The organism is Pleionea sediminis (assembly GCF_007570825.1).
Lineage (GTDB): Bacteria > Pseudomonadota > Gammaproteobacteria > Enterobacterales > Kangiellaceae > Pleionea > Pleionea sediminis.
The window spans coordinates 2042785-2055069 of the sequence record NZ_SUNB01000001.1 but is presented as its reverse complement, the minus strand read 5'-3'; the positions used below and the strand labels follow the sequence as shown (position 1 = coordinate 2055069).

The window sequence follows — 12285 nt, the reverse complement described above, 5'->3', positions numbered from 1 at the left end:
CAGATACACTCCAAACTAGCAAATCTTTCAAGTAACCCAAAAAATCGAATCAAAATAATTTCTGTCGCATTTATCACTTCGCCTAATTACTCTGTTCCCAGGTAAGGCAAGCAACATTAAAAGTTGTATAAAAATATGATTTTTACAATACAATGAATGAAATTACTCACCCATATTCTTCTTTAATAACGTCACTTTATTCTATGTGATAAAGCCTATTAGCAAATCGCCTTTTTACTCATTAAAAACAAGCAAAACCAGCACGTCAAAACCACCAAAAACCCTTCTATCTTATTGTTTTATATGAATTTTAACCTGTGTCGCATTGGTACAATGAAATGTCGCGTAAGTGCAATGCGCCAAAGTATGAATTCGCAAGGGGATAGGTATGATGCTCGCCATATTAAGTATTTCCATTTTATAAAATTTCTCAAGGAGAATTTGTATGTTTAAGAAAAAGTTTTTAATTACTTTAATGTCATTAAGTATTTTAACGGCATGCTCAGGAGGGAGTAACTCTGGATCAAGCAACCTCAACGATAATGATAATCAAGACCCTGAAATTACTCCCGAAACGGCATGGGAAAGCATAACGGGTGTTTGGGATATGGGAGCCCTCGATCGAAATCCTGGCAAATATTTTGTAATGATTGAAGAAGGAAAAATGTCTTTCGCGGTTAAAAGCGACGCTCAATCTTGTTTTAGAATAAGAGAAACAGAGTTACAACATGAATATGAAACTACTTTTGCTTGGACGACATCTTACGACTACGAAGACTATCTAGATACGCTGGACGATTTTGAGTACGAAGGAGAGATTCATTTAGATGCCTCGAGCTTTGAGGAAAACCAATTACCTGTTAAGGAAATAATGGACATATGGAAAGAAGAATCAGAGCTTAATCTTAGAGTGCATGGCCTCGAAGTAGAAGGGTTTTATTATGAAGCAAAAGTATTTGAAATGTTTAGTCTACCTAAAACTAACGTCGAAATTGCTCCATTGTGCGAGTCAAATAATTGGGATGAATAGAAACGCATAGAAGCGTTTCTAGCTCATATTTTAATTCAAGGAATTACTATGAAGTCACTTTTTATAAAATTGATATTACTTAGTTTACTCTCGATCCATCTTTCTATTTCGGCAAGCTCAGACTTACCTAGAAATTATGAAGAAAAGATTCCAATGTATTTCTTAACAGGGTATGGCAGCACTCAATATCCAGTAATGTTTACAGGAAGAGACAACAGACAATATCAGTTCAGCTCAACCTACAAAAACGAACTTATAAAATACCGTCATGTTAACCGTCAAGAGGTTGATGACATCCTCGATCAGTTCTATGTACGTTTAGGTAGCTGGAATACTCTATCAGGAGGACCACAAGATACAAATCTTAGTGATACTGATGGTGAAGCCCGACGTGAAATTGAAGATGAACTTGTACACAACAGCGAGAACAACCGCTTAGTTGTTTTGATGGGTCACAGTTACGGCGGCGATACAGCTTTACTTCTTGCCCGTTGTCTTGGCGGCGTTGATGCTGACTGCAAAACAGGCAACATGAAACGCGCCAACGATAATCCTTGGACCGTTTTATACCTCGGACTCATTGATCCAGTTAAATCTGGTGGTCGTAGAGCATCAAGAACGCCGACAGAAAATGTAATCCACTTTGACAACTTTATGTCGCCGGAACCTTCGCTCGGAAAAGCTATTCCATATAACTATCGCTCAAGCGGGAATCTAGACAGAAGTCTTGCTGGTTCCAGCTGGCAAAGTCAATTAACTTACATTGGAGACTGGTCCGGCTATCCTGTAAGAGAGTCTACCCATCAAAAATTAGTAGACCCTCGTTCAAAATATATCAGTGTCCTAATTTTTGATTCGCTGCAGCGTATCTTAAGTAAAGATTCGGTAATTGAACGTCCCAAAGGTTCGTGGAAGTCATCAAGCATAAAATCAGATTACGTCTATGCAGGAAAAGTTCCCGGAGGTTCTCTTACAGTTGCTGTTTGTCGAGATAAAGACACAGGTACACCAGGAAAACTAATCGTAGAATGGAATAAGTGCTATATCCCTCATCTTGGAAGAGAAGATGTTCGAATAGGCCACCAGTATGAAGTACTCCATAATGATGGAACCTACAAATGGGAACAATATAACAGTGTTCTTCCGAAAAACGCGGTTAAAGCAGAAGTTATTCATTATGACGAGGAACAGTATTTTTGTAAGGTTAATGGCAGTAACAATGTTGGTAAATACTTAGTATCTACAGCGACATGCTATGTAGGAATTAGCGGACGAGAAGATCTTCATTTTAAAGATTTTCAAATTTTAACCAAAGGAAATGGTGCTGGTTCAGAGACAAACGGACCAACCCTTACTCAAGGTTTTTGCACGATAAAAGCAACCTATAGTTTAACCAGAAACTGTCAAAATGGTGGAAGCTATGTTGGACCATATGCAGCAAACAAGCATGGAGGCTTCTGTTTAGAGTCGATTGGAGATTGTTCTGTAACATCAGAAATCGTGCAATACAAAAATTGCTTTGGTGATGCTGTGTATATTGGTCCCAATGCAGTTAGCAAACACTGGGGTACCTGTGCCAACGTTAGTGGCGGTTACAAGTTCGAAACTCGATACACCCTCAGTAAAAATTGTAATACCAACGAAATTTATCTTGGAGCAAATGCCGCTAATCAGCATGGTGGTCACTGCGTAAGCTTAAATACCAGCTCTAACTAGAGAGCTAATTTTAGTCGGAAAGCGATAAACCCAAGTCTTTCCGACTTTATTTTTACAATAGTGGAAATTTTTAAATATTGAGCCAATAAGGAGGATATATGAAAAATTTATTTATAGGCTTATTAACTTCTATCGTTAGCATTCATAGTTTTGCTAATTTTCAAACGTTTAATAATCTAGACGATGATTTTTATGCGCAACCCAAAAATAGAACCAATGTTGTTTATATAAATAACCTTAACGAAATTCGGACATTAAACATTCCAACAGAAGCTAAATCTGACTTTCTATCTGATTACAATTTGACTTTGCGCGATGATTTAACGAGAACAAAACTTGATTCTCCGATTGTCGTTGATCTTAATGCTGTTAGAGCAGCTTTTTCATCTAATTATATTTATACCAAAAACTCAAGCGGTACAATTGAAGCTAAGTTTTGTGATAAAAAAGTTATTAAAAAGCAGAAGCGATTTAGTGTTCCTGTTAACTTTCAAAAAGAATATAGTAAAGAATCAAATAAAGATAATGTAAACGTCGATGTGTCTTTAAATATGAAGTTGCAAGGCAGTATTGATATAAAGGTCAACTACACAGCAAAACGTCGCTGTCACATTGAGTATGGTCATAGTTATAAAAACCATGAAATTGACGCTGATATCAGCTTTAATACACCAGAAAAAGACTTGGTCTTTTCGGGTGCAGTGTTGTCTGAATTTAATAAACGCATCTATGAAGAATCATTTGTACATTCGAAGGGGGATAAAGATTTTTGGCTAGGTCCCATTTTATTTACCTTTGATTGGAAATTTTATACGTTAGCCTATCTTGATTTGGTATCGAAACTTGAAGCACAATTTGAAGTTCAATCTGGTTTAGAGGGTCGTATCAAATATGGCCGAATTTGTACAAAAAGAGAATGTGACAAACGTATAGATAGCGAAGGAAATATCATTGATGATATTATCGAGTTTAACTATAAAAACATTGATGAATCGGACTCAAAAATCAACACAAACTTTTTTGTTGATGGTGAGTTTAAGGCAATTCCAGGTGTTGAACTAAGACTAGACGTCGACTTTGAAATTTACCGAATATTTAATCCGGTTGATCTTCGAGTTGCTTTAGGCGCTAGTGTCCCTGTTACATTTAACTATTACTATGGGAACACATGCGGTGATGGGAACTGGGATGGTAAAAATGAACTAGCCCGAGGACTTTATTCTGATTTATCTTTTAATATTTACGCTTATGCACAAATGAGAGTTCATACTCAACGTATTGTAGAGGCCTTGTTACCGGTAGGTCCAGCGGTTGTACGAACGTTCATTAACAATAAAGAGCCGTATGAAGACAAAATTGTTCGCTGGGATGGTCAGCTCTATGGCACTTCATTATTCTACAAAGAGCTATCAGGCAACTCCGTTGCTCTAACACCTATCGTTGTAAGCCCACAAAATATATCGCCAAACAGTCAAGTTGCTATCCGCATGAGATCTTGTTATCCATATAGCGATAATGTGACTTATGAGATTCAATGGGGTGATACTAATGAAGTTGAACGTGTTACAGGTTCACCAAACGGTATTGCAATTGAGCATGACTGGAAGGGATTAGGAACTTACCCTGTGTCTGTGCGTGTAATAGATGATGTTATGGGTCGAGATATTCAAAGTAACTGGACGAAAGTTGATGTCAATATTACTCAGTACGGCGGCTCATCGTCCTTACCACCACAAGTTAGTAAGCAAGTGTCTAACTTGGAGTTAGCACTGTCAAATGGTGAATTGATAAAACTAGAAATCGATAAATCTATATTTAGTGATCCAAACGGAGATCCGTTGATTTTTGAATTAAGTGATGGTTATGAAGCAAGTCAGAACGGTCCAAATGAAGGACAAGGATTCGGCACCCACTTTTTAAGACTTACGGACAAAGGCGATAAATTAGAATTATCAGGACGAGAATTCAATTCACAATATAATAGTTACTACGTATATGTGAAGGCGATAAACTCGAGTGGAGCTGCTGCTTTTCATCGGGTAAATCTGAAAGTTCATCGTATTGACTACGCAAAACCAAAATTAACAAAAGGCTTTTGTACGTTAACAGCAACATATACATTATCGCGAGACTGTGGCTCAGAAGGAAGTTACGTAGGTCCATATGCAGCCAATAAGCACGGTGGATTTTGTGTTGAGTCTTTCGGAGATTGCTCTGTTAGTTCTGAGGTGACTCAAACTAAAACTTGTGGTGATGGGGCTGAGTATATAGGTCCTAATGCTGTAAACAAGCACTGGGGAAGTTGCGTAAACATAAGTGGTGGCTACAACCTCAATACTCGATATACATTGACCAAACAGTGTAACGCGAATGAAATTTACTTAGGCGCTAATGCTGCCAATAAACACGGTGGACACTGTGTCAGTTTAACTGATTAATAAGTCCTTGATTTATTCGTTACTATTAAACATTAAGATGGATGTCTTCGGACATTCATCTTAATTCAATAATAGTTACGTTATAATTAAAAACAAATGAGTTTGTTCAGTAGCCAGTATACTTTTTAAGTATCTGAAGCTTATGAGACTAACCAGACTGTCATTTCATTACTCGTTCCTTTGCCACCTGGATACTTTGCTCCACCAATAACGAAAATCTTATTATTAAAAGAGACAGCTCCCAATCCGTGACGTGGAACTAACATATCCGTTACATGCTCCCAACGATCGATAGTCGGCGAATACTTCCAAACTTTTTTATAAACACCTCCACCATTGTCAAAATACTCTCCACCAAAAACATAAAGCTCATCTTCAATGGTTGCAGCAGCTAAACCACCCTGGGCTTGAGGCATGGGTGTTTTCGTGTGCCACGAGTCAGTCTCAGGATCGTAGACTTCGTTACTACTAACATTGCCCCCGTTAACCGTTCGCCCACCAACGACATACCACTTGCCTTTGATCAATGCGCTGGCCGCGCTATTTCTCGCAGTTGGTAGAGGTGCTTTTTTAATCCATTTTTTAGTATTCGGGTTGAACGCCCAATGCTGATTAGTATCAGAATGGTCGCTCCAGTTACCATTGGTTTTACCTAGAGGTCTCCGCCCACCCGCTATATGGATATGGCTACCAAATGACATAGCTACGGTCTCACACATGGGATGAGGCATACCAACATTCAGCTTTTTCCAGCTTAATGTTTTATCATCGAAAATTAAAATATCGGATGACGCCGTCCAGCGACCTTGTTCTGATTGTATGAAACCACTCAAAGCATAAAGCTGACTATTGTGTGAGATAAGATAAGGATGATGCCTTGGTTCTGGAAGATCGTTACCAAAAGACCATTCTTCAGTCTTCAAATCAAAAACTGCGACCTTCGATGAAACCCCTCCGGTTTGTGGACTGTCAGGAGAGAGTCCGCCAGCAACAAAAATTTTATTATTGTGAAGAGCAGGATAAATTTCTTGAACTCGATAAGGTAATGATGGTTTACTCACCCACTTAGAAAATGCAGGAAGCACAATGGCGCCTGAAGATAACAGAGTTAGTGAGATAAATTCACGGCGATTAAACGTCATGAAACGGCCCTTCATTCGAAAATATTTTAAGAAGTAATTTATAAAAGCCTAGATTTATGTAGCAGAGGAGTAAAGTTATTTTAAGTAACAGAATGATTACTTATTTAACCAACCAGAAATCTTACTTTCATTTAATATCAGTAACTCCTGAAAATCCGGTTCTTGAAATTTTTCACCTTCAAAAGGTGACGCTTTAATAGTAACCAGTTCACCATTTTGCGTTTGAAATCGACAAATATAATGATGTAAGTAACAGCGATCGATAGAACTATCATTTTGTTTTCCATAACGTGTATCACCCAGTACCGGTGTTCCGTTTGACTTTAATGCCACACGTATCTGATGAGTTTTTCCCGTCAGTATATTAATGAAGGCAAGTCTTAATCCGTCTTTATAACCCAAACTGAAAAACTGAGTTATGGCCGGGTTATTCATGCTTTTTGTTAATTTAAAGTTTCCGTTACGGACGGACACCATATCTCCCTTAATCATACCTTGCTTCTTTTTAGGCTTACCTTCTGTTATCGCGATATAGATTTTTTTTACATTTCGTAATTGGAACTGCTTCGATAAATGTGCTGCCGCTTCTTTATTTTTCGCTAACAGCAAGCAACCGCTGGTGACTTTATCGAGCCGGTGAACCAGTGCCAAATAATCGAGATTGAATTCTTTTTTAAGAAGGGAGACAACTCCTTCGGCGCCGTCTGTATCGTGAACAGAAAGGCCCGCCGGCTTATTAGCAGCAATCCAATCGTCCGTTTCTTTTATAACAGGAATATTCATTAGGCGTAAGTTTGAAGTCCTATCACACCAAAGTTTGCTAAATATATCGCCATAACAAAAAATACAATGCTACTTATAAAGCCAAATATTTTTGTAATTGGATTAACCTTTGCCGTGATATAACGAATATTCTGCAGTAACCCAATTAGTGAAGTAAAAAAGTACAAGTAGGTTAATACCATAATCCCTATTGAATAAATACTCACTGTCGCTAATGCAGATAGATCTTCTGAACCCATCAATACCAAAATAAAAATTAAACTCACTATAAAGCTCGATAAAAATGGCCAGACACGAACCTGCATTGCAGCTCCTCGTTCAATCTTTTTTGAAAAGCGTCGAACGCTCCAAATAAACGCCCATAAAACATTTAATATTATCAATAAGATCATTGCATTAGAGAAAAATAACGCAGAGTAATATTCAAAGGCGGATATTTTGGAATAGTAAGTCCCATTTTTTTCAATCGCAACACCATCTTGATCACGCAGTAAAATCATAGTTGCAGCACTCTCGTTATCTAAACGAAAACGATTATTGCCAACGGGAACATAAACTTCATTCTCCCGGTTTGAAAAGGAAACTTTATCCTTTTCAAAAGAAATATTAACCTGTCCAAGAAAGTATTCCGCAAAATAGTCGCTTTCACTTCTTGGATTGGTTGCTACATAATAGCCACTATAGTCATTGATAACAGAATCATTTACAGACTTTACTTTTGGCAACTTAGGACCTGAACGGCCATAGGTAATAAACCTTCGGACTCGTTGAGTAAGCTCTTCAAGACCTTCTGAGCTATCAGAGTTTATCATCAATACATAACCCACTTTTTCGTTAGGCAAATAACCTAAATTGGAAAGCCCTCCATTAACGCCTCCATTATGACCATAGATAATAAAGTTCTTGTAGGGAGTCGAAAAGTTCGCCAAACCATAACCATTAACCAAACCACTTCTTGCTGCTAATGATGATTCAGGATGCTCCATTCGATAAATCGATTGAGGCTTAAGTAGTTGTTCGCCATTAAAACTGCCTCGATTAATTAAAAATTTAACAAAACCCGACATATCCCTAGCCGATGCATTAATTGCTCCTGAAGGTCGCATAGAAACATGCCAGTAGGGTTGCTTGGTGCCGTATGAATACAGGCTCGCAGTAAGCACCTCACTTTCAGGTTTACGAAAAGTTGCCGTCATCATATCTAAGTTATTAAAAAATTCGTGTTTTACGTATTTTTCAAAGTCAGTATTTGTAATTTTTTGAATAACGTAAGCAGCGACGGCGGCACCAGAATTTGAATAAGCGACTTTGGTTCCAGGACGCCAACGTGACTGTCGAGAATCAGGATGAAGCATAATACCTTCTTCCAAACTCAATGGCTTGGGATCATTACTTGCAAACTCAGGTAAATGTAGGTCATCCCATCCTGTTGTATGCTCCAGTAAATGGACAAAACGAACGGGATCGTTTTTCTCCCAAGGATTATCAAACTCGATCTCTGGAGCTAAATCTCTTAACGGCGTATTTAATTTCAGCTTTCCTTCTTCAACTAATTTTAATGCAGCCAAGCCAACAAACATTTTTGATATAGAACCGATACGAAACAATGTCTCAGCCGATGCTTTCCGTTGAGATTCAAGATCGGCGTATCCCATTCCAGCAACGAAGAGATCATTCTTGTCTGTTACCACAGCAATACTCAAACCAGGGATATCATAGAGGTCCATGACTTCTCGGAGCTGTAATTTAAGTTCATCAACGGTTTTCGGCTGAATCTTCTCTTCCGCCGTACTCGATGATGAATAACCACATGAGAGCAAGAAAAAGATCAACATTTTAGTTAAAAGAACTTTATTCAACATAAATACGTAAACCGCCAGTTTAATGACTTAAAAGAAAGAAAACTAAGTTTTTTGCGCAACAAAATAAGAAACCGGACGTCCATCATTAAGAGATTCAGTTCGGTCTTCAAGTATATTAAATTCACTAAACACCTCTGCCAACTCACCTTTTTTCAGTAAAAAATTAGGGTTCTTTGGAGATCCAAATTTTTCGCTACCTTCCATAAAAGTGTGATAAGCAATCAAACCGCCAGGTGTTACATGCTCTTTTAACTGTTTTAATAATGGTCGATGTAAGTATCGACACACCATGATAGCCGAAGGATTTTCTGCTAATTTTTCATTAGTATGAAATTGAAAGTCCTTTTCTAAATCAGCTTGTACACAATCGATAGCAACATTGTGGTATGCAGCCGTTCTTTGACATCGTTGTAGCGCTGTTTGTAAATAATCGACTGCGGTGACACGATAGCCCTGCATTGCTAAATAGACGCTATCTCGACCAGAACCGCTGGCTAAATCATAAATAGAGCTCTGGGGACTTAAATATTTTTTAAAATAAAGATCGCAAACGTCTTTAACAAAAGGAGCCGGACGCCAAAAGTAATTATTGCTCGCATTTCCTGTGGCCCACCAATCATTCTCAGTCGCCACATTTAATGTTTCCCAATGTATGTACTGCTCGACGGGTAGATTTCTTTCTTCAAAGAAGATTTTTGCCAAAGAGTAAGAGCGGTCATCAACAATCACAAAAAAAGACTGTGATTTATCAGGCAACTCATGCATTCGCTCAAATAGTTCATTACTTGGGATATTGACACTTTCTCGCCAATGATTGGCGAGAAAGTCGGAGTGACTTCGACAATCATAAACGGGTAAATGATTGCTTTTAATACGCGATAACAACTCTAATTGGTCAGTCATATCAAGTCTTAAGAAACTTTTCCATAAGTTAGCGCTCGCCATACTTTCTCAAGAGGTCCAAATCGAAAACGACTCAACCAAACACTTGAAAATATAAGCAAAATCATCCAAACAGCAAACGTAAAGAGCACTTGATCAAAACGTTCTAGTTTACCGTACAGATTCAATCCATAACCGTAAATAATGGTCGTGCAGATGAGAGACTGTAGAATATAATTAGTAAATGCCATTTGCCCAACCTTTGCCATTGAGCGCTTAAAAAAGTTAGTTTCAATATTTTGACTCATCCACATCAGAAGGCTCATATAACCCAATGCAGAAAAGGTACTCCCCCAATAATTAAACTGTATGCCATAAGCAATTGAGAACTGCCATGAAAAATTACTTTCAATATTGTATGTCGCGCCGATACCAGTAAGCGTAGTTCCAATAATGACCAGCATGAGTCCGCTAAATAAATAAGTTCCTCTTCGATAACTACCTCTAAAGAAGTTCGACTTGTACAACGCCATGCCAATTAAGTTCAATCCCAATATTTTAAAGATATATAACAAAGTAAATGTTTGAACCATAATGGCTTGCGAAACTCTAAAATGAAAAGCCTCTAACCAGGTTCCGGAATAGGCAGCCACTTCTTTTCCAATGGCTTCTTCACCAGGAGACCAAAACACTAATATATTGTCAGCAATTTCTTTTTCCGACATGTGTGGCAAAGCAAAGCCTTGAAGAAGTTGAAATAAAGATACTAACAAAATAAAAGAAAACCCGGTTATTGCCAAAGCCTTTACACCAACATTTCGAAAGAGATAGGCAAGCGCACCACTTAAGGAATAAGCGACTAAAATATCCCCCCACCAAATGAAATAGGCATGAATCATTCCAAAGACAAATAACCAAAACATTCGAATATAATGACGTTTACCACTGTGACCTTCTTTTGCATCAGCACGTTCGGAGAAAATTAAAATGCCGACACCAAATAGTATTGAAAATATACTCATGAATTTTTGGTCAAAAAACAAATGCGACAAATACCAAGACCAGTAATTGATACCAGTTAAGTCGCCAAAGTTGGTGGGGTTCGCATAAGCAGCGAAAGGCATGGAAAACGCTTGGATGTTCATCATGAGAATACCCAAAACAGCAATTCCACGAATAAAATCTAATGAACGCAGACGTTCTTGCAGTACTAAAGGGGCTGATTGAGAGCTCATTTACTCAAGTTCCTGTTTGTTTTCCCCTCTAGTCATAAGAGAGGATTAAATATTACGTCTTAACTCTTGCCAAGCATCGTCGTCAATATCACCCTCTTCATTGAGTTGTGGATAACGAATTTTGTGCTTTTGGCAAAACCGTTTAATTTTGGGATGCAACCATTCGAAAACTAATCGCTCATAAACTTCATCGGATATTTTTCTTGTTCCATACATACCCGCAGCTTCACGTTGCCGTTGTGCCTCATACAAAATGATCGAATTCGCCACAGAAACATTTAACGACTGAACCATTCCAAGCATTGGGATAATGATGTGTTGATCAGCAGCATTGGCTGCTTCATCGGTTACACCTTCTTTTTCGGCACCTAATAAAATACACGTTGGCTTGGTGTAATCAATACTGCGAAAATCAACTGCCTTATCGGATAAATGAGCGGCTAAAACTTGCATGCCCTGCTTTTTAACGACTTCAATACCCTCTTTAAAAGTTTCATAACGATGCGTCGTTACCCAGCGATCACTGCCCATGGCTGTTCCACTGCATCGATGAATTGCACCCTCTGCTCTCACAGCATGCACTTCACCAATACCAATAGCATCAGCTGTACGAACAACGGCCGCCAGGTTATGAGGCTTATGAACCTGATCCATAAAAACAGTTAAGTCAGGTTGGCGATTATTGAGTAGCTCATTAATCCGAGCCAGACGGTTTTCTTTCATCAACGTTATCTCTCAACTCACCCGAATTTAGCAAATTGAATTTTGTTAAAAACTTTTAATGAACTAATTGTTATTTAGATAAAACCATAATGCCGTCCATTTCGACATTGGCACCTTTCGGTAATTCTTTTACACCAATTGCAGCTCGAGCAGGATAAGGTTGTTCAAAATATTCAGACATAATTTCATTAACGGTAGCAAAACACGACAAATCCGTTAAAAAGATATTCAACTTAACAATATCGTTTAACGAACCATTAGCAGCCTCTGCAACAGCAGATAGGTTTTTAAATACCTGATGAATTTGCTCTTCAATCGAGTCGTTTTTTAAAGTCATTGACTGAGGATCAAGCGGAATTTGGCCCGAAAAATAAACCGTGTCATTCACTTTAACCGCTTGAGAATAGGTTCCAATTGCTGCTGGAGCATTCTCTGTTGAAATGATTTGCTTAGCCATAGCATCCTCTTTAATTT

Annotated in this window: 10 protein-coding genes; 3 read left to right on the top strand and 7 right to left on the bottom strand. The window is 38.2% G+C overall.

What is annotated here, in order from left to right:
* The first annotated feature begins 445 nt into the window (after nucleotides 1–445).
* The 3 genes from FAX86_RS08405 to FAX86_RS08395 all read left to right on the top strand — a co-directional run bounded on the left by FAX86_RS08405 (nucleotide 446) and on the right by FAX86_RS08395 (nucleotide 5184).
* Entirely contained in the window at nucleotides 446–1030 is a 585-nt protein-coding gene (locus tag FAX86_RS08405) for a hypothetical protein (RefSeq protein ID WP_144392882.1), read from the top strand.
* 48 nt (nucleotides 1031–1078) lie between these two features.
* Nucleotides 1079–2746, top strand: a complete 1668-nt coding sequence (locus FAX86_RS08400; protein ID WP_144392881.1) for a DM9 repeat-containing protein — start codon at nucleotides 1079–1081, stop codon at nucleotides 2744–2746.
* A gap of 98 nt (nucleotides 2747–2844) precedes the next feature.
* The gene (locus FAX86_RS08395) at nucleotides 2845–5184 is read left to right on the top strand and encodes a hypothetical protein (RefSeq protein WP_144392880.1); all 2340 of its coding nucleotides are present in this window, start codon (nucleotides 2845–2847) and stop codon (nucleotides 5182–5184) included.
* Nucleotides 5185–5324: 140 nt separating this feature from the next.
* Here the strand turns inward: FAX86_RS08395 and FAX86_RS08390 are convergent, their stop codons facing one another.
* From FAX86_RS08390 to FAX86_RS08360, 7 genes are all read right to left on the bottom strand, one after another.
* Nucleotides 5325–6326, bottom strand: coding sequence for a Kelch repeat-containing protein (locus FAX86_RS08390; RefSeq protein ID WP_144392879.1), 1002 nt, complete (start codon nucleotides 6324–6326; stop codon nucleotides 5325–5327).
* 96 nt (nucleotides 6327–6422) lie between these two features.
* The gene (locus FAX86_RS08385; RefSeq protein WP_144392878.1) at nucleotides 6423–7109 is read right to left on the bottom strand and encodes a pseudouridine synthase; all 687 of its coding nucleotides are present in this window, start codon (nucleotides 7107–7109) and stop codon (nucleotides 6423–6425) included.
* A complete protein-coding gene (locus FAX86_RS08380) occupies nucleotides 7109–8971 on the bottom strand; it encodes a serine hydrolase domain-containing protein (RefSeq protein WP_144392877.1) in 1863 nt (620 codons plus the stop codon). Before FAX86_RS08380 ends, FAX86_RS08385 begins: the two co-directional genes overlap by 1 nt.
* Before the next feature lie 42 nt (nucleotides 8972–9013).
* Nucleotides 9014–9874 (bottom strand): methyltransferase domain-containing protein, encoded by an 861-nt coding sequence (locus FAX86_RS08375; protein WP_164503511.1) that lies wholly within the window; start codon nucleotides 9872–9874, stop codon nucleotides 9014–9016.
* Nucleotides 9875–9882: 8 nt separating this feature from the next.
* Nucleotides 9883–11088 carry a DUF418 domain-containing protein gene (locus FAX86_RS08370; protein ID WP_144392875.1) on the bottom strand — a complete coding sequence of 402 codons (1206 nt, stop codon included), beginning with the start codon at nucleotides 11086–11088 and terminating at the stop codon, nucleotides 9883–9885.
* Between the two features lie 45 nt (nucleotides 11089–11133).
* Nucleotides 11134–11811: a tRNA (guanosine(18)-2'-O)-methyltransferase TrmH gene (gene trmH, locus FAX86_RS08365; RefSeq protein ID WP_144392874.1), complete on the bottom strand. Its 678-nt coding sequence runs from the start codon at nucleotides 11809–11811 to the stop codon at nucleotides 11134–11136.
* Nucleotides 11812–11881: 70 nt separating this feature from the next.
* Nucleotides 11882–12268 carry a RidA family protein gene (locus tag FAX86_RS08360; protein WP_144392873.1) on the bottom strand — a complete coding sequence of 129 codons (387 nt, stop codon included), beginning with the start codon at nucleotides 12266–12268 and terminating at the stop codon, nucleotides 11882–11884.
* Nucleotides 12269–12285: the final 17 nt, after the last annotated feature.